Annotated in this window: 15 protein-coding genes; 13 read left to right on the top strand and 2 right to left on the bottom strand. The window is 50.9% G+C overall.

The window, feature by feature from the left end; all coding sequences use genetic code 11:
* The first annotated feature begins 14 nt into the window (after positions 1-14).
* Genes AC6I7T_RS24630 through AC6I7T_RS24620 form a run of 3 tightly spaced genes read left to right on the top strand, consistent with a single transcriptional unit; the run spans position 15 to position 5884 of the window.
* Positions 15-1412: a TolC family protein gene (locus AC6I7T_RS24630; RefSeq protein WP_497790414.1), complete on the top strand. Its 1398-nt coding sequence runs from the start codon at positions 15-17 to the stop codon at positions 1410-1412.
* A 6-nt stretch (positions 1413-1418) separates the two neighbouring features.
* Positions 1419-2708 (top strand): efflux RND transporter periplasmic adaptor subunit, encoded by a 1290-nt coding sequence (locus tag AC6I7T_RS24625; RefSeq protein ID WP_497790413.1) that lies wholly within the window; start codon positions 1419-1421, stop codon positions 2706-2708.
* A complete protein-coding gene (locus AC6I7T_RS24620) occupies positions 2705-5884 on the top strand; it encodes an efflux RND transporter permease subunit (protein ID WP_497790412.1) in 3180 nt (1059 codons plus the stop codon). Before AC6I7T_RS24625 ends, AC6I7T_RS24620 begins: the two co-directional genes overlap by 4 nt.
* Positions 5885-5908: 24 nt before the next feature.
* Here AC6I7T_RS24620 and AC6I7T_RS24615 read toward each other — a convergent pair whose 3' ends face one another.
* Both AC6I7T_RS24615 and AC6I7T_RS24610 read right to left on the bottom strand, forming a co-directional pair.
* Positions 5909-7369 (bottom strand): sensor histidine kinase, encoded by a 1461-nt coding sequence (locus AC6I7T_RS24615; protein ID WP_497790411.1) that lies wholly within the window; start codon positions 7367-7369, stop codon positions 5909-5911.
* Positions 7366-8100, bottom strand: a complete 735-nt coding sequence (locus tag AC6I7T_RS24610; protein ID WP_497790410.1) for a response regulator transcription factor — start codon at positions 8098-8100, stop codon at positions 7366-7368. The genes AC6I7T_RS24615 and AC6I7T_RS24610 overlap by 4 nt, the downstream gene beginning before the upstream one ends.
* Positions 8101-8866: 766 nt before the next feature.
* Between AC6I7T_RS24610 and AC6I7T_RS24605 the strand changes: the two genes are divergently transcribed.
* From AC6I7T_RS24605 to mce, 10 genes are all read left to right on the top strand, one after another.
* A complete protein-coding gene (locus AC6I7T_RS24605) occupies positions 8867-11314 on the top strand; it encodes a M1 family aminopeptidase (protein ID WP_497790409.1) in 2448 nt (815 codons plus the stop codon).
* Between the two features lie 83 nt (positions 11315-11397).
* Positions 11398-11907, top strand: a complete 510-nt coding sequence (locus AC6I7T_RS24600) for a DUF3455 domain-containing protein (RefSeq protein WP_497790408.1) — start codon at positions 11398-11400, stop codon at positions 11905-11907.
* Positions 11908-12039: 132 nt separating this feature from the next.
* Positions 12040-13407, top strand: a complete 1368-nt coding sequence (locus AC6I7T_RS24595; protein WP_497790407.1) for an aspartate aminotransferase family protein — start codon at positions 12040-12042, stop codon at positions 13405-13407.
* 23 nt (positions 13408-13430) lie between these two features.
* Positions 13431-14108 (top strand): winged helix-turn-helix domain-containing protein, encoded by a 678-nt coding sequence (locus tag AC6I7T_RS24590; protein WP_497790406.1) that lies wholly within the window; start codon positions 13431-13433, stop codon positions 14106-14108.
* Positions 14089-15561 carry a HAMP domain-containing sensor histidine kinase gene (locus AC6I7T_RS24585; protein ID WP_497790405.1) on the top strand — a complete coding sequence of 491 codons (1473 nt, stop codon included), beginning with the start codon at positions 14089-14091 and terminating at the stop codon, positions 15559-15561. The genes AC6I7T_RS24590 and AC6I7T_RS24585 overlap by 20 nt, the downstream gene beginning before the upstream one ends.
* On the top strand, positions 15551-16417 hold the full coding sequence (locus AC6I7T_RS24580) for a hypothetical protein (RefSeq protein WP_497790404.1): 867 nt from the start codon (positions 15551-15553) through the stop codon (positions 16415-16417). The genes AC6I7T_RS24585 and AC6I7T_RS24580 overlap by 11 nt, the downstream gene beginning before the upstream one ends.
* 112 nt (positions 16418-16529) lie before the next feature.
* A complete protein-coding gene (locus AC6I7T_RS24575) occupies positions 16530-17579 on the top strand; it encodes a type III polyketide synthase (protein WP_497790403.1) in 1050 nt (349 codons plus the stop codon).
* 15 nt (positions 17580-17594) lie between these two features.
* The gene (locus tag AC6I7T_RS24570) at positions 17595-18680 is read left to right on the top strand and encodes an NAD(P)/FAD-dependent oxidoreductase (RefSeq protein WP_497790402.1); all 1086 of its coding nucleotides are present in this window, start codon (positions 17595-17597) and stop codon (positions 18678-18680) included.
* Between the two features lie 14 nt (positions 18681-18694).
* Positions 18695-19288, top strand: a complete 594-nt coding sequence (locus AC6I7T_RS24565) for a YceI family protein (RefSeq protein WP_497790401.1) — start codon at positions 18695-18697, stop codon at positions 19286-19288.
* Between the two features lie 8 nt (positions 19289-19296).
* A complete protein-coding gene (mce, locus tag AC6I7T_RS24560) occupies positions 19297-19758 on the top strand; it encodes a methylmalonyl-CoA epimerase (protein ID WP_497790400.1) in 462 nt (153 codons plus the stop codon).

Genomic DNA, 19758 nt, shown 5'->3' with positions numbered 1-19758 from the left:
CTTACGCTCAAAATATGATTTCCAAACTGCCCAGCCTGTCAAGCATTACTCTGCACAGAACGACCCGTGGATTCGCTATCAGTTCCTGGGCAGCAGTCTTTTTGATCGTCTTCACATCTTCCGTCGTCCCTCGCCTCGTGGCTCAATCCGAGGTCTCCACTTCGCCAGCCTCCCAAGATATGCCTCTGATTACGCTGGACGAAGCAATCCGTAGGGCACAAACCAATGATCCTGGATATGCAGCAGCCATGGGAGATAGTCGTGCAGCACATCTCGATAAGCGAATTGCACAGGCAGCACTTCTCCCCAATGTGGTCTATCACAATCAATTCCTCTATACACAGCCCAATGGAACGCTCAGGAATCGATCTGATACCCCTAAATTCATTGCCAATAATTCAATTCACGAATACGTCAGCCAGGGAACTGTAAATGAAACCGTAGGATTAGCTAAAGTTGCCGATGCCCAGAGAGCCGGTTTCGCAGCTCTGGAAGCAAAGGCCAGGATGGAGATTGCACGCCGGGGGCTCGTAGCTACCGTCGTTTCCTCCTATTTCACCCTGCAAGCAAATCAGGCGAAGTTACTTACGGCAGAACGAGCGGCAGAAGAGGCCTCCCGCTTTGTACATCTCACCCAAACACTTGAAGGCGGTCGTGAAGTCGCTCATGCCGATGTTGTAAAGGCCACGCTACAGGAACAACAACGCCAACGAGAGCTGCAGGACGCCCAACTGGCGGAAGAAAAGTCGAGATTGGGATTAGGAGTTCTCCTCTTCCCCGATCCTCGAACCCGATATCGCCTTCAGGATGCCGCCCAGCCCACGCCGCCTGCTTCTTTCAGTGAGATCGAAATTGCCGCGCAAAAACACAATCCCGATCTGGCCCGGGCACTAGCAGCTCTACATGCCAGTGAAAAAGAGGTACGGGCAGCGCGAGCAGCCTATCTCCCCGATCTCTCACTCAACTACAGTTACGGTATTGACGCCTCACAATTCGCTGCAAATAGTCCCGACCATCTCCGCAACCTTGGTTATGCTGCCTCGGTCACACTGGATATCCCCGTTTGGGATTGGCTGACAACACACAACCGTGTTAAGCAGAGTGAGATTCGCAAAAACATCGCCAAGGTGGAACTCACGACAACCCAACGACTGCTCATCGCGAATTTGCAACAGTTTTATAGCGAAGTCTCTGCTTCCTATAACCAGCTCACATCTCTAACACAAAGCATCGACACTGCAAGAGAAAGTCTGCGGCTCACGAATCTCCGCTATCGGGCTGGAGAGGCTACGGCGCTGGAAGTAGTCGATGCACAAAACGCGCTCACCACGGCGGAACAAGCCGATGCAGACGGAATTGTCCGCTATCGTCTTGCACTTGCCGACCTGCAAACATTGACTGGAGTTCTTTAGATCGTCATGAGAACCAGCAGAATTATTACGATCCTAAAATGGATGCCTGTTTCTATCGGGATGGCTTCCCTCTTCCTCTGCGGATGCGAGAAAAAAGAAGCAGCCCCCAAACCGATTGTAGAGGTTCAAGCTGCCACAATCGTCAACGGAAGCATCACTGCAACCGTAGATGCAGATGCCACCCTGTCCCCAATTGCTCAAGCCGCAATTGCGCCAAAGATCTCAGCGCCTGTCCGCAAATTTCTCGTACAACGCGGAAGCGCGGTCCACGCGGGACAATTGCTCGCGATTCTGGAAAACAGAGATCTTGAGGCTGCTCGTGAAGACAACCGCGGAACTTATCACTCCGCAGCTGCGACCTATGAAGCAACGATCAAGGCACAGATTCCCGAAGAGTACCAGAAGGCCGAACTGGATCTTGAACAGGCACAGGCGAATCTCTCGTTGAATCAAAAGATCGTAGATAGCCGCAAACAACTCTTCTCCCAGGGAGCAATTGCCGGGCGGGATCTGGATACCGCACAAGCGGCACTAGTACAGGCACAAGCCTCCTTTAACTCCGCAAAAAAGCATCTCGATTCGATGAAGGCCGTAGCACACGAGGCTGCAATCAAGAATGCCCAGGGACAATTGGAATCTGCCCAAGGAAAATACCATGGAGCAAATGCACAGCTTAGCTATTCCGAAATTCGCAGTCCTATCAATGGAGTTGTGACTGACCGGCCTCTCTACTCCGGAGAAACAGCTCCGGCAGGACAGACACTGCTTACGGTCATGGATACCTCCACTATGTTGGCCAAGGTACATCTGGCACAGTCCCAGGCACAAATGCTTACGGTAGGAACATCAGCATCCGTCCTCGTTCCAGGGCTGGAAGCTCCCGCACACGGAGTAGTAAGCTTAGTCAGTCCCGCACTTGATCCTGGTAGCACAACTGTTGAGGTCTGGGTAAAGATCGAAAACACCAAAAGGCTACTTAAGCCCGGCACCCCCGTTCATCTCTCCATCCAGATCCGGACCCTTCCTAAGGTACTTCTAGTTCCTAGAAACGCTCTGGTCAAAGACTCAGCAGGACAATCTGTTTTGATGGTGATCGGCCAGGATGGTGCTGCACACACTACCTCAGTACAAACGGGAATCGACGATGGCAAGAATCTCCAAATTGTCAGCGGAGTCACGGCGGGGCAACAAGTCGCCATAGCGGGAGCTTATGCGCTCGAAGACGGAACCAAAGTCAAAATTGTTGAGGGCGAAGAAAAGAAACCAGCTGCGAAGAAGGCGGCAGAAGAACAATGAGTTCCAATACCTCCAGCGCTGAAGTCCGTTCTCTTCCTGCATCCGCCGGTCAAAGATCTTTCTGGCTGGTTCGGCTCCGTCGAACGATTTATTTCTTCTCAATTGTCCTGGCCATAGCCGGAATCTATCTGGCGTTTCAGATGCCCATCTCGGTCTTTCCCGAGACCAATTTCCCTCGCGTGGTAATCAGCATCGATAACGGCGTTATGCCCGTAGAACAGATGCAGGTCACGATTACAAAACCGATTGAAGAAGCGGTGAATAGTGTTCCCGGATTAAAGACGGTTCGTTCTATTACAAGTCGCGGTTCAGCAGAGGTAAGCCTCTTCTTCGATTGGGATGTGGACATGTTCCACACCTTGCAACTGGTAGACGCCGCCCTGGCCCGGGTTGAACAAACGCTTCCGCCTACAGTACACGTCACCACAAACCGTCTGACCTTCGCGACTTTCCCGATTCTCGGCTACAGCCTCACATCTAATATGCTTCCACAAACACGCCTCTGGGAAATTGCGACCTATGATCTCAAGCCGCCTCTAAACCGCGTAGACGGAGTAAGTACGGTAACGGTACAAGGTGGCGAGATACCAGAATTTCATATCATTCCCAATCCAGCCAAGCTGCAGGCAACCAATATCACCATCACGGACTTGGTGAATGCCATTCAGCTCACCAACCTGGTCGATTCACCGGGGCTTTACGAAGAGAACCATCAACTGATCCTTGGACTGGTAGGGGCTCAGGTACATGACGTTGCACAGCTATCACAGATCTCGGTCAAAACAACTACCGCCGGAATCCCCATACGCATCGGAGACATTGCTGAAGTAAAACCGGCTACAATGCCGGTCTATACGAGAGTCACAGCTGATGGCAAGCCCTCGGTCCTAATTAACATTACTCGGCAGATCACAAGCAATACCGTCTCGGTAACCGATGCAGTCAATCATGAGATCGAGCAATTACGGAAAAATCTGCCGCCAGGGGTCGAGCTGAAGCCATACTACGATCAGTCACAATTAGTACGTGCCAGCATTAGCAGCGTGCGGGATGCAATCCTTCTCGGCCTGATTTTTGCCTGCATCATCCTGGTACTCTTTCTGCGTGACTGGACTTCCTGCCTGATTGCCGGACTCGTCATTCCGGTTACGATCCTGGTTACGATTCTCTTTCTCAAAATAACCGGTCAAAGCTTTAACTTGATGACTCTTGGCGGCCTTGCCGCGGCTGTTGGTTTGGTTATCGACGATGCAATCGTGGTTGTTGAAAATATCATTCTCCATCGCGACTCGGGAGAAACCCGCGTCGAGGCTATTCGCCTGGCATTGCATGAAATCACGGCGCCACTCATCGGATCGACAATTACGCCAATTGTAGTATTCCTTCCGCTGATTGCCGTTACGGGAGTTACAGGCAGCTTCTTTCGGGCCCTGGCCATTACGATGACCGTCGCCCTGCTGACCTCGCTCATTCTCGCTCTCACCTGGACGCCAAGCCTCAGCTTGCTATTTCTGAAGGAACGGACACCGGGTTCCAACACTTCGCCAAACATTTCCGACGATAGCGAAGACGAGACCGTAAAGCTGATGCGGCAGGAAGAAGCCGGAGAGGGCAGCTGGATGCGGCGCATTGTTGGCGCTCATCGTAAACTTCTGGATTTGTCATTGGCTCGCCCTCTAGGTCTCGGCCTTGTTTGCCTGATCCTCGTAGCTGTAACACTAGCTGCCTATCAAGGTCTGGGCTCGGACTTACTTCCCGAGATGGACGAAGGCGGCTTCATTCTGGATTACATTATGCCGGCTGGCAGTTCCTTGACGGAAACCGATCGCGTCATTCATCACGTAGAGCAAATACTGCAGCAAACACCCGAAGTTGAGGCAATCTCCCGTAGAACAGGATTACAGATGGGACTTGCTGCAGTAACCGAAGCAAATTCCGGAGACATAACCGTAAAGCTCAGGGACGACAGGAAGCGAGCTATTGACGAGGTTATCTCGGATATCAGATCGAGGATCAAAACATCGGAACCCGAACTCGATATCGAGTTTACCCAAGTTCTGCAGGACATGATCGGGGACCTCTCCAATGCGCCTGAACCCATCCAGATCAAGATCTTCTCGCCAAACCAGGAGACACTTAATCAAATCGGTCCTCAAATGGGAGAAGCTATCGGAAAGATTCCCGGTGTAGTCGATGTGCAGAATGGAATCGAAAACACGATCAGCGGACCGGCAACAAACTTTCAGGTTCTTCCTTATCTTGCGACCCGTATGGGATTCACTCCAGAGGAGGTCTCGACTGACGCAACTGCAATTCTGGACGGGGTTTCCACGGTAAATCCTCTCATCCAAAACGGTCGCCCGTACTCGATTCGAATCCGGTATAATGCTTCGCATCGTTCCTCTCTCGACACTATAGCCAATACCATCCTCAACAGCAGCAGCGGCCATACGGCTACACTTGGCTCATTGGCAACAGTTGAACAACTTCCACCTCAAAACGAGATTCGTAGGGAGAATCTCCAGCGGATGGTCGCTGTAACGGCAAGACTTGAAGGTTCCGACTTGGGATCGGCCATCAGGAGAGTTCAACAGACAATAGCTCAATTGCACTTTTCCCAATTCATACACATTGAATATGGCGGCACCTATGAAGAGCAGCAAAAATCGTTTCGAGAATTGCTGAAGGTTTTACTTATAGCTTTAGTTCTGTTGTTCGGCGTCTTGTTGACTGAATTTCATAACTTCTCAGCACCGATAGCCATTCTGATCTCCTCTGTACTTTCAAGCGCTGGCGTTATCTTTGCCCTGCTGATAACGAGGACGACCTTCAATGTCACCTCGTTTATGGGCTTGATCATGGTAATTGGGATTGTGGCAAAGAACGGAATCCTTTTGCTTGACGCTGAGCAACGCTTCCGCAAATTGGGCTTGAATGCAAGAGATGCTATGGCTCAAGCTGCCCGCCGGCGTTTACGTCCTATTCTTATGACAGCCTTAGCGGCCATGACCGGAATGCTTCCTTTGGCATTTGCTTTTGGTGCCGGCTCGCAAATGCTGCAACCGCTTGCAATCGCTGTCATCGGAGGACTGCTAGTTTCCATCGTGCTCTCTCTCGTAGTAACTCCGACGGTATATTACCTGCTAACAAGAAGAAGGGCTTCGGACTACGCATAAAGAGAGAACACTGCAAGCACAACATCAGGAACGGATAATTTGACGATCTGACATGCCAACCGGTTCTTTCCCACAGGCCGGACTAACGGCCTTGGGTAGATGGAGTATCGCTATCGTCCCTTTCGGTGTGCGGTTTTCAATATGGATGGAGCCGTGATAGACCTCGGCAATAGCTTTGCAGATTGCCAGTCCTAGTCCGGTTCCTCCCGTGCTGCGGGAACGAGACGCATCACCACGATAAAAACGATCAAAGATTCGAGGCAGATGTTCCGGAGGGATGCCTTTCCCTTCGTCTGCAACCGTAATACATACACTTCCAGTTCCATCATCCATGCAGCTAATCCAGACCATGCCTGAGGGATTGCTGTGCTGAACTGCATTCAGAATCAGATTCTTCATCAGGCATTCGGCGTCTTCCATACTCAGACTGACAGCAAGGGAGTCAGGCACGGCAACATCCATGCGCACAGACCTCAGAGTAGCGAGAGGCTCAATCTGTACCACTACATCGGCTATACACTCAGCAATGGAAGTATGCGCCTGCTGTACCCCTTCCGGGCCGATGCGCTGTAAGCGGGCAAGCGTAAGCATCTTCATAACCAGTTCTTCCATACGCTCGCAATCCCCCAGACAAAGATCCAGACCCTCTGCATACTCGTGTGCAGTTCTCTCCCGGGAACCAAGCAATTGCAACGAAGACTTGATCAGGGTCACTGCTGTCTTCAGTTCATGCGCAGCATCACTCAGAAAATCCCGTTGCTGAAGGAATGCTCGCGCTATCCCCTGCATGGCTGTATCAAGTGCCGAGGCTAAAGGAACCAGCTCCTCAACGCGATAGGCTTCAAGTGGCGCAGCAAAGGAAAGTGATTGCGCGTTGACTAGTGCAGCGCGCGAAGCAAGTATCCGCAATGGCTGAGAAATCCGGCGCAATAGCCATATCAACGCGATTCCAGTTCCGAATAACAGAAGCAGATCTACAACACCGAAGAAGCGAACGCTTCTCCAGATTGCCTCCTCAACCGGCTTCGTGGGAGAGGCATAATATACGGTCACACGACGCTGAATCCCTTTTCCCGGTGCAGGAGCATCAATCGTCCTCACGCCGTGCAAAACTATTCCCCTATAAGGCCGCCCATTTACCCGGAGAGAGAAATCTCCTTTCTTTCCGATCGCCAGCGACGCGGGAGCACCTTGCCAGTTTTTGGAGCGCCCTAAAAGAATCCCTCGTTCCTCGCGTACTTCGTAGACATCGTTCTTGGGCAATTCAAATGCGAGGGTATCGAGAATCAGATTGTCTTGGGCATCATCGGCATCGATTACCGCTCCAAAAACGGAATCTGCCCGGCCACGTAACATTACAGCAAAGGTATTTAGCTCCTGATGCCGCACATAGAGGACTGCGGTTACGGCCATGGCACTCGTTAGAACCAGCTCGCAGAGGAGAACCAGGGCAACAATCCGATGGACGAACGAATAGGGCTTCATACCCTACGCTCCCTTCCGGAGAAGCTCAAGCGGTAGCCTCGTCCGCGCAACGTTTCCACGGCAGGCTCTTCGAACCCGGCATCAAGCTTACGCCGCAAATTGGAGATGTGTGCTTCAATTACGTTGGAATGCCGTTCCCAGTTGTAATCGTAGAGATGCTCCAGAAGCTCCTTTTTGGAAACGACGATGCCGGGATGATGCATCAGGTATTCCAGTATGCGATATTCCATAGGAGAAAGCTCGATTGGCTTACCCCCACGCCAGGCAGCCATTGCAAGGGTATCGACGCTGAGTTCGCCAACGTGAATCTGCGGCCGGGCGACGCCTTTTCCACGGCGGATCAGGGCCTTAACCCTGGCAAGCAGTTCACCTAGATCGAAAGGCTTACCCAGGTAATCGTCTGCCCCGGCATTAAGAAGTTCGATAACGGAGGCCTTTTCGCTCTGCGCCGTAAGCACAAGTACTGGAGTAGGTTCTCCAGAGCGCCGCAAACGGGCAAGAACTTCCATCCCATTCAGGACAGGCAACATGAGATCGAGAATAATCAGGTCGTATACGCCGTCCGTGGCAAGCTGTAAGCCAATTGCTCCATCTTCCGCCAAATCGACCGCATACCCAGGCCCCTCGCGTAAAGCTTTGGCAAGATTTTCGGCTAACCGTATTTCATCCTCGATAATCAGAACCCGCATAGATACAAGATAATGCTGAAAATCTTCTCCGTACAGGAACAAGCCGGGAAGTTTGCTCCATGTACCGGAGCATCCCTAAACCGACTACAAATAACTCGACGTCTCCCCTGCTCCTTCTATATTCTTCCTTAACAGAACCAGGGTCGCTCTCTCCGAACTCGAAAGCCGCTACAAACAATCATCGGACGAAGAACTGTTACAGATTGCTATAGCAGGACCACTTTCAAACGAAGCAAGCCGAGCACTACATACTGAGATAGAAAGACGAGGGCTTACACACCAAGACGTCCAGCGGCATCGATCTTATACAAACAAGAAGCTTCGCCATGAAAAGATAATCTCCCAAAGACGCACACAAGCATTGCTAGGCTTTTTCCCATATCCCACCATGGGAAAAGAATTCAAAGGCAAGATGTTTCTGTCACGGAAGGATCGGGAAGAGGGTGTTGCGGTAGTCACCGAATGGTTTTGCTTGCGAGGAATTGCAATCGTGCCTCTTGGTTCATACCATGTTGCTCTGGGAAAAGGCTGCAAGCGATTCTTTACAGACTATGAGAACTGCAAAGTGCTCTCAAAGGTACCCCTAAACCTGGGCCAGATTCTCACAACCTGGATACTCGAGATTTCTTGGTTCGCTCTAATCCTTGGGCTAACCATAGTAATGATGAAATACCATTTTTGGCATTAGCTACATTTAAATCAGTTGACAATTATTAATCACGAGACCAAAATCCCTGAGTCAAATCGTTTATTCTCAGTATCACCCCTCATAAAGCTGTACGTTCGAAAAATACCAGAGGTATGGATCGTGTTCCGCAAATACTTATGTTTCATTGCTGCCTTTCTTGCCATTCCTAGCACATACAGCGTTGCACAATCCGCTCCCAATGGCAGCGCTTTATATCAGCAATTAAGAACTCTTTATCCAGGAGGAGAAACGGTATCCGTTTCCGACTTTTCCCTGAAACGTGACGCTGCAATCTTCCAGTTTCGGTCCGGTACATTCACCTTATACGGAGAAGTTAACGGAAAAGTAACTGGAGCGGTATTCCGTGGCGACGGTGCTATCCACCTGACACCCCCGACGACACAAGAACAGCATAGTATCCAGCTGCTAACTCATGCCCCGCAACTTGATGATGAATTCGATACTGCCGTTTTGCGATTTACCGATTCAACAGCGGATGAAATACGGAAAGCAAAAAAGGGAACGGCTACGACAGACGCTTCGGCCGTGAATGCGGCTCGAAGCCTCAATGACCTTCTGCGCAAAAAGATGCAGTACAACCTCCATATACGTCTTCTGGGCGATGTGCTGAGTCCGCAAAAAGGAGAATTCTTCCTGGCCTCATTTCATGGCAAGAAGATATCCCGTCAAGCTATCTACATAGTCGATCCTTACGGAGCAACAGATGTTAAGCCTGAAGAGGTTGAGCTGAGAACGATTACTACTGACTCTCAGGATATATGGATGGCCTCTCATCGTGAGCAGGAATACGCTACTCATTCTGTCAGTGGAACGGAGGCTAATGGGCTCTTCACTATCGACCATCAGGAACTGGATACAAGCATCAACAAGTCCGGATTCCTCTCAGGAACAGCTACAACCGATATTCAGGCACTTGCAGACGGATTAGCAGTTCTGCCCCTGGATTTGTATCCCACATTGCGGGTATCGAAAGTCGTGGATTCCACGGGAACGCCCCTTCAATTCATTCAAGAGAATAAAGACGACGACCCCGACTTCGCCATCATTCTGCCAACTCTCTTGAAAAAAGGTCAGAATTACCGATTTACAGTAACGTATGCAGGCAAGGACACCGTGCGGAATGAAGGGGGAGCAAACTATTATCCGATTCAAGGTGCCCGCCAAACCTGGTTCCCTAACCTCACCTCTTCCAACAAATACGCTACTTACCACATGAAATTCCACACGCCTAAGGGACTTGAATTGATAGCCACAGGGCAAAAGCTAGGAGAGAAAGAAGAAGGAGGACAAGTCACTTCAGAGTGGAAGAGCGATGTTCCAATTCCAGTGGCTGGGTTCAACCTCGGGCACTTCAAAAAAGAAGAAGCCAGGCTTGGGGACAACTTTACAGTGGATGCTTATGCAAATACTGAGGCCTCCGACATGGTTGCTTCCATCTTGCAGGCCGCCAATGGTGGTGGAATTCCTCAGCAGACCACGCCCGGAACTCTGCATGGAGGCGGCATTCCTTTAGGAAACCTGAACACCACAGGAATGCTCAAGGTTGCTTTGTCGCAGGCAACAACTGCTGTGAATATATATCAGACATACTTTGGGAAGCTCTCCTTCAATAACCTTGCAGTCACGCAACAAGCGGCCTGCAATTATGGTCAGAGTTGGCCAATGTTGGTCTATCTTCCTATCTGCAGTTTTTGGGATTCAACAATACAGCATGCACTGGGACTGGATTCCGACACCACATACTGGAAGGTCGTAACACCTCACGAAGTAGCTCACCAATGGTGGGGACAAACAGTAAGCTTCAATAGTTATCGTGATCAATGGATGAGTGAGGGTTTCGCCGATATGTCCGCATCCATCTTTTTGCAGGCATCGGACAAGAGCAATGGACAATTCCTGAACTTTTGGCGGACAGAAAGAAAGATGCTGATCGACAAGAATTCTCTGGGCTTCAGACCTATCGACGTTGGCCCGGTAACAATGGGATATCGCTTGAATAGTAATCGCGCAGGATCGAATATCTACCGCGACCTCGTCTATCCCAAAGGGGCATATATCCTCCACATGATTCGAATGATGATGTGGAACCCCAAAGATGGGGACACTCACTTCATCGAGACCATGAAGGACTTTATGGAAACGTACCGAAACAAACCGGCCAGCACCGAAGACTTTAAGGCAATGGTCGAAAAGCACATGCTGCCTACCATGGACATGGACGGTACCCATAAAATGGATTGGTTCTTCAATGAATATGTCTATGGAACAGCTCTGCCGATATACACCATACAGAGCGATCTTCAGCCGACAGCGAATGGAACAGACATACACTTCAAATTGACACAATCGAATGTCGATGCAAACTTCAAGATGTCAATTCCAATAGATCTATTCCTGGCCGAGGGAAAGTCTCTTCGCATAGGAAGGATCGGGATGATAGGAAATAGCACCTCCGAAAAGACTCTCCATATTCCCCCTACGCCGACCCCCATCAAGAAACTCGGTATCAACCACTTTTACGATGTACTGGCAATTGATGGGCAATAGCTGAAGGACTCAAATGCATCCTGGCATGCGTATAGACGGAGATTCATACTGAAGTTCACAGCTTCTGTTATCCTCTCCTCGTTATGCGCATGCTTCCCCATCATTTTCTCCTCGCTACAATCGTTCCTTTCCTCTCCATAAATGCCCAAACTGCGCCACATCCAATTGATCCTCCCAGTGGAGCAAAACTGGCCTTCCAAGCTAAGGGAGAGGGAGTGCAGGTTTATACATGCTCCAATACGTCGGAGGGTTGGAAGTGGATACTTAAGGCACCCGATGCCAAATTATTCGATAACTCCGGAAAAATAGTTGGGAGCCATTTCGCAGGCCCAACCTGGAGTCTTAAGGATGGAAGTCAAGTCCAAGGCGAGTTGGTCGCAACCCAGCCATCTTCCGAGGCAAACACTATTCCGTGGTTGCTACTTCGTGCAAAGACAGGTACCGCTAAAGGCAAATTTGCAGGAATAAGTCTTATCCAACGCACGGAGACCCATGGAGGCGCTGCTCCGGCCACAGGTTGTAACAATTCAGCCCAAAGCGGCACGGTTACTCAAGTTCCTTACACGGCGAAGTATAGCTTCTATGGCAAATAGAGAGGCAGGCTGCCCCGTCGACAGGCATCTCGAAGACGCCACAGATGGCGAAGAAATGAAGATTTCGTCATCTTAGAGTGGATACCAAAGCTGGAGCGTCCAATAGACAACTTTTATTAAGGACGCTAATGGATGGGAACTGCAACAGTAAGCACCATAGAAAACTCCACGAATGCTTACCGGCAATTTGTTAACCCGCAATGGGCCCGCCTTCTTGACGTGCTGGGCATGAATGTCCAATACCGTAACTGCCAAGGTATCCATCTGACCACGAGCGAAGGCACCATCCTCAAGGATTTTCTTTCCGGCTATTGCGTTCATAATGTCGGACATAATCATCCAGAGGTAATCTCTTCCTTGCGGGAGGAGTTGGAAAGCAATGGTCCAGCCATGCTCCAGAGCCATGTCCCGGGACTGGCTGGAGAATTGGCCTCGGCATTATGCAATCTGGCAGGAGCGTCGCTGACTAAGGCGTTTTTCGCAAGCTCGGGAAGTGAGGGAGTTGAAGCAGCCATTAAGTTTGCCCGTGCTACCACTGGACGCAATGGTCTTGTTGCAGCCAAGGGCGCCTTCCACGGGCTGACCTGTGGAGCACTCTCGTTAATGGAGGGCTCTTTCTGGAGCGAGGGCTTCGGTCCGCTCCTACCTGACGTTCACCAGGTACCATTCAATGACCTGGAGGCACTGGAAACCGTTCTCCGATCCAAAAAGACTGCGGCCTTTGTGGTTGAGCCAATCCAGGCGGAAGCCGGAATCTGTGTACCGCAAGAGAACTACCTGCAAGAAGCACAACAGCTCTGCCGCAAATACGGCACGTTGTTTGTCCTCGATGAAGTTCAGACCGGGATGTATCGTACAGGTCCCTTCCTCGCTTTTCAGCACTGGAAGCTGGACCCAGATATGGTCATTCTGGCCAAAGCTCTCAGTGGAGGACTTGTTCCGGTAGGTGCGGTCCTCATGACAGAGGAGGTCTATAAATCCGTTTACAAATCTCTCAGGAAAGCCATCATCCATACCTCGACCTTCGGGGAAAATAATCTGGCGATGAGGGCAGGACTTGCGACTCTACACGTCTTGAAGCGCGAGAAGCTGGGACAAAATGCAATCGAGCGGGGACAACAGCTTCAGCAGGGACTCAAGGAAATCAGCAGAGAATACGAAATGATAGCCGATGTTCGCGGCATGGGACTGCTTTGTGGAATCCAATTCCAAGCCCCCACCGGGATCTTGCGCCGTGGCTCGTTTGAGGCCTTCCAAAAGATCCATCCAGCTCTTTTCGGACAGATGCTTGTGCGCCACATGTTTTTGCGCGAGCATATCCTTACACAGATATGCGGCAACAATTTCATGGTATTGAAAGCCGCTCCACCACTTACGGCGACTGCGGGTGACATTGAACAGTTCCTGCAGGCTTTTGCCAGCATGATGAATGGCATTCATCACTCGGCATCATTCTGGACAGAGGCACTGAACATCGCACGGAGAGCGGTGAATATCTGAAGTTGAAAGTAAACTTCGAAACTATGAAGCTTCTTCTCGTTGAAGACGAACAAGGAATTCAGGACTTCATTTGCCGCTCCCTGACCGAGGTCGGTTATAACGTCGATGTTGCCTCAACAGCCAAGGATGCTGAGGCTCGGGCTTTGGAAGGTGAATATGCAGCAATGGTCCTCGATCTGGGACTCCCTGATGGGGACGGGCTGGACATGCTTGCACGTTGCCGCCGGCAAGGGTTTTGCGAACCGGTGCTTATCCTCTCTGCCAGACGGTCGGTTGATGAGCGTGTCCTCGGCCTCGAACAGGGTGGCGATGACTATTTGACCAAACCCTTTGCCATGGCTGAGCTAATAGCCCGGTTACGTAACTTATTACGCCGCTCAGCTCCTGCTTCTCAAACGGCAACAAAGCTCCGGGTCCTGGATCTGGAGCTAGATCTGATCAGGCGCGAAGCGATACGTTCAGGAGTGCAACTGCAGCTGACGCCACAGGAATTTGTTCTTCTGGAGTATCTCTGCCGCAATGCAGGCCGAGTCGTAACCCGAAGTATGATTCTCGACCAGGTCTGGAAGATGCGGATTGACCCGGAAACCAATGTCGTCGATGTACATATTTATCGCCTGCGCGCAAAAGTCGATCAGGGTTTCTCTACCCCATTGATCAAGACGATGAGAGGAGTCGGCTATGTTCTTAAGGACAAATAAGTCCTATGGAACAGCTGCCTGGAGAATCGCATCCTGGGCGACGTTGGCCTTTGCCGTCGGGATGGCTCTCGTTTGCGGGTATTTTTATACGATCGTTTTGAATAGCTTAAGGGAACGCGGAGATCGTTGGCTTTCCGGAGAAGTCGAAGTTCTGGCCGAAGTTGCACAGAAAACGCCGAAGAACGATCTCTACGACCGCATCGTTGGAGAAGTGGCCGAATTGGCCTCAACTGAAGTTCCTCACGATCCGGGAGACACCAAAGATCTCAATAACTCCGTATTCTTCGCTCAATTATCACCGGTTAATAATCCGGAATTGTGGGTCGGCCCCTCCGACAAGGGCCCATATTTGACGGTATTGAAGAAGGCGGAACTAGAGTCCAGGAAACCCAGAACTTTACGGATTAGCGGCACAACCGAAAGCTTTCGCGTTGTCAGGCAGAGTCTCCCGGATGGAAGCTCGGTCTTTCTGGGTTTCTCCGAACACACAGAGCACCGTTTCCTTACCTCTCTGCAAATGCGGTTCCTTATCCTCTGGTGTGGCATTGTCATCACCGGCTTCTGTGTAATCTTTTTTATTACCCGGCGTATGCTCTCGAGAGTACAGCAGATCACCGAGACAGCCGCCAGTATCGATCAAAGCAATCTCTCGCAACGTGTTCCCGTCAATAAGCGTAACGATGAAATCACGCTTCTGGCCATCACCTTCAATCGCATGCTTGACCGCATCGAAACTGTTGTCGGGCAGCTTCACACGATCACGGGAGCCTTAGCGCACGACATCAAGAGTCCGCTCACCTCCCTGCGCGGGAAGCTGGAATTAACTCTTCTACAGAATGAATATGGCGCCTGGTCTGATCCCGTCGCCTCGGCGCTTGAAGAGGTAGACCGACTTACCGAATTTTTGAATAGATACCTGGACGTTTCCGAAGCCAAGGCCAATGCCTTGCGCTTAAGTCCGGAACCGATGGAGTTTCGAGCGCTGTTAGAAACGATGATGGAACTCTTCCTTCCCTCGATGAGTGAGAGAGGACTGACCTTAGAGCTTAGTGGCACGGGAAGCTTCTGGATAAATGCAGACAAAACCTTGATGCAAAGGATGCTTACCAACCTCTTCGACAATGAAGTCAAACATGTTCCGTCAAACACGGCGGTTTCGTTGTCCCTGCAAGAGGAAGAGGGGCTATTGTGCTTCGAGCTTCGCGACAATGGTCCAGGATTCCCCAAAGAGCTGCGTGACCGGTTATTCCGTCGCTTTTCTAAAGGACACGATTCCCAGGGGCATGGCTTAGGCCTCGCGTTTGTTGCAGCCGTAATCCGCGCACACGGAGGAGAAATCAATGTAGTACACGGAACACATCCCGGTATTCACCTCATCATGCATCTTCCACTCATTCCTACCCCCGACCCCAGTTTGCCCCCTCAAACCGAGATATCGAATCATGCTGTCTAGAGCCACACTGCGCAATCTTCCTTCAAGAAAAACCTTTCTACGCAAATACCAGTATGTGCTTCCCCTGGTATTGCTTCTGTCTGCAGTACATGCAACAGCTGCCCAGCAAAATCCGCTCGATCTGGGTTTTCAGGATATGTATAACCTCTCATTTCAGGAAGCACACAATGAATTCGATCAATGGATGCGACAGCATCCGGAAGATCCCCTGGGTCCTACAGCTGACGCCGCCGCTTATCTTTTCAGCGAGTTCGACCGCCTGGGTATTCTGGATATTGAATTGTTCGCAGATAATGCGCGCTTTGAACACCGGCAACGCCCAACACCAGACAGTGCTATCAAAGCTGCCTTCCAACAAAGACTCGATCAGGCCGATAAACTCACAGATTCAGGCTTAAGGACACAACCCAACGATCCGCATCTGCTCTTCACCAAGACCATGATCAATGGTCTCCGTTCTGACTATCAAGGATTGATCGAGAAAAGCGATCTTTCAGCTTTGAGTTATAGCAAGCGAGCAGGAGAGCTTGCCAAGAAAACATTAGCAGCCGATCCGACCCTGTACGACGCCTATCTGGGGGTTGGAGTCGAAAACTATATGCTAGGGCTCAAGCCTGCTCCCGTGCGTTGGCTGCTCAGTATGACCGGAGCCGAAACCAATAAGTCCGAAGGTATTCGTCAGTTACAAATTACAGCGGAAAAGGGAAATTACCTGGCACCCTTTGCCCGCCTGCTATTGGCAGTCGCGGCCCTGCGTGAGAATCAGACGGCACGCGCCAAAGAGTTACTTTCCGGACTCTCCCATCAATTTCCCGGGAATACACTCTATGCACGCCAGCTGGCACGTATTCACTAATCTTCACGACCATTCCGCTTCCGCCATTGCATGAACGAATTGTCATTACGACTTTACGGAAACTTCACTGCGATTTCCTCACCATAGATTCGCAATCCGGTCTAATGAGCATATGAAAGTAGCAAGTGTAGCGGGCACATTTCCTCAGTACTACTTTACTCAGCAGCAGGTCTTTGAAGAATTACAAAAGTTCTGGGAGAGCAGCCTGCCCAATCCGGACTTGATCGCACGATTCCACAGCCGCGTTGGAGTTGAGGGCCGATATTTTTCCCGTCCGCTCGAAGACTATCGCGCACTCGATACCTTTGGAAAAACAAACGATGTGTGGATCGAAGTAGCGGAAGAGATTGGGGCAAAGGCCATTCACTGCGCGCTCTCACGTGCGGGGCTGGATCGATCAGCTGTATCCGCACTTCTATTTGTCTCCGTTACCGGAATCTCCAGCCCTTCCATCGACGCCAAGCTCATCAACAAGATGGGGTTGCCAAATACAACCCGCAGAACTCCAATCTTCGGGCTGGGCTGTGTTGCAGGCGCAACAGGAATCGCACAAGCTGCAGACTATGTTCGAGCTTATCCAAACCGCGTCGCAGTTTTGCTCTCCGTCGAATTATGCTCACTAACGTGGCAGAGGAGCGATCTCTCAGTAGCCAACCTGATTGCATGCAGCCTCTTTGGAGACGGAGCTGCAGCGGTAGTGGTCACTGGCGATGAGGTGAAATCCTCGGGGCCAACCATCGTAGATTCGGCGACAAATTTCTATCCCCAAACAGAAGATGCTATGGGGTGGAGCATCTCCGAAGAGGGATTCCAAATTGTGCTCTCGCCTGAAGTTCCCGATATCGTCCATCGGCATCTTCCCGAAGATGTCGATGCCCTTTTAGCCAAGCACCAATTGACTCGCGCTGACATCGGCAGTTGGGTCCTTCATACGGGAGGGCCCAAGGTGCTGAATGCAATGAGCAATTCTCTTGGCCTTTCCCGCCAGGAATGCGAGGCCTCCTGGGAGTCTCTGCGAAAGATGGGAAACCTATCCTCCGCATCGGTTCTTATGGTACTTGAAGATGTCATGATGCACCGGCGTCCGAAGCCAGGGACATGGGGTATTCTCGCGGCAGTTGGTCCTGGTTTCTGTTCTCAACTTATTCTTCTGCAATGGTAAGCCGACGTGAGACATGTGACGACAGATGTACTCATCATCGGCGCCGGTCCTGCAGGACTCGCCTCGGCACTGGCGGCACGGCAACAAGGGCTGTCGGTAATTCTGGCAGATGCCCGAACCTTCCCTATCGACAAAACGTGCGGTGAGGGAATTATGCCCGATGGGCTGGCGGCCCTAGACCGGCTTGGCATTGAAAGTCATCTCCTGGAAGGATATCCATTCCGAGGGATCTCTTTCATCGATAGCAAACACAAAGTACAAGCAGACTTTCCTGAAGGCACAGGATTGGGAGTACGTCGCACTAAGTTGCACGCTGCGATGACACAAGCCGCAAAAGCAGCCGGAGTACGCCTGCTGTGGAACGCCCCCGTGCATAACAAGGATGGGGGAAACGTCGTTGTTGGAGGAGAACGTGTAGTGGCTCGCTGGATCATCGGCGCAGACGGCAATCATTCCACCATTCGCCGTTGGACACGGATAACACCACGCACAAGTTCGATGCGCATTGGCCTGCAACGGCACTATCAGGTTCGACCGTGGAACACCCATGTCGAAGTACATTGGTCCGAAAGAGTGCAGGCCTATATCACGCCCATTGCCGCAGATGAAATATGCGTCGTCTTCATTACCAGTCAAAAAGAGCTCCGGTTCGACACGGCGCTCGCCCTGTTTCCGGAATTAGCTGACCGCCTGAAATCCGCCCCCCACTCCACAACAGATCGTGGTGGAATTACCTTCACCCGAGCCTTGCCTCGTGTCATAGAGGGGAATATTGCTCTTGTTGGGGAAGCCTCCGGTGCGGTTGACGCCATCACGGGAGAGGGCATGATGTTGGCGTTTCGCCAAGCAATGATCCTGGGAGCAGCTCTCGGGAAGGAAGATCTGTCTTTATATCAGCAGGCTCACCCATTTCTTTTTCGTCGCGCCAGAATCATGTCACATTTAATGTTGCAGATGAGTGAACATGCAATGCTGAGAAAAGCAGTTTTGCATACTTTTCAGTCTCTCCCATCGCTATTTCGGTTTGCACTCTCCTTTCATGTCGGCTCAACAGCCCCAACATGTATGCAGAAGTCCAGTCCGGAGTTTGAAGTTCTATAAGAGTTATCCTTTCGATGACGCCATTTCTTCATTTTCGTGCCGCACTTCTACGAACGGTCCTCTTTGGGATCATCGTAGCAGCCTGTTCCGGCGTTTGCCGTGGACAAGAATTGGCTGTTGCGATCGATCCGGCACAATCACAGGCGAACTTTACAGTCGCTGACAATATCCACACCGTACACGGCCGTTTTCAGCTCAAAGAGAGCAAGATCTTAATCGAGCCAAGCACACACAAGATCACGGGAAATCTTGTAATCGACGTAAAGAGTGGCAGTAGTGGCAGCCATGCCCGCGATCAAAGAATGCATAAAGAGATTCTGCAAAGCGAGCTTTACCCGCTCAGCACTTTCCGAGCAGAGACAATGGAAGGTGAATTCTCTCAGAGCGGCGATTCTCATATCAAGGTAAACGGTCAGCTCAATCTTCATGGAGCCGATCACCCAATGGCACTGGACATCTTTCTCCACCGCGAAGGGAATCAGATCACGGTCAAGACGAGCTTTGGTATTCCCTATGTGCAGTGGGGAATGAAGGATCCAAGCAACTTCCTCTTTCACATGGAAAAGACCGTCCACATGGACGTAGAAATTCACGGATCCATTAACTAACAAAAATTATGCATTCCATCACGCTAAAAGCTTTGGATACTGCGCCCCTCCGAGTCCATCACGTTGGAATTGCCGTCCGTGACATCCGGAGCGCGAGCGAGCCATATAAAGCTATGGGGATTTTCATTGTCCATGAAGAAAATATTCAGCAAGAGCAAGTGAAGGTAGCGTTCCTGCAGGTCGGAGACAGTCTGTTGGAATTTCTAGAACCGCTGGAGAGCAGTTCGCACCTTGAGCGATTTCTTAACCGGCGTGGAGAGGGATTGCACCACATCGCCATAGAAGTTCAGAATATAGAAGTCATGCAACAGCAGCTAAAAGAGAGAGGGATACGGCTCACCCACGATACCATTCGCACCGGAGCAAAAGGATACAGATGTTTCTTTGTTCATCCTGCCAGTACAGGAGGAATTCTGCTGGAAATTGTGGAAGCAACCCATAGAACGGTGTCCAGTCCAGCTGACAGGTAA

It is taken from the genome of Humiphilus diazotrophicus (assembly GCF_059726315.1).
The sequence above is the reverse complement of the archived record's forward strand: the minus strand, read 5'-3'. Positions and strand labels throughout refer to the sequence as shown.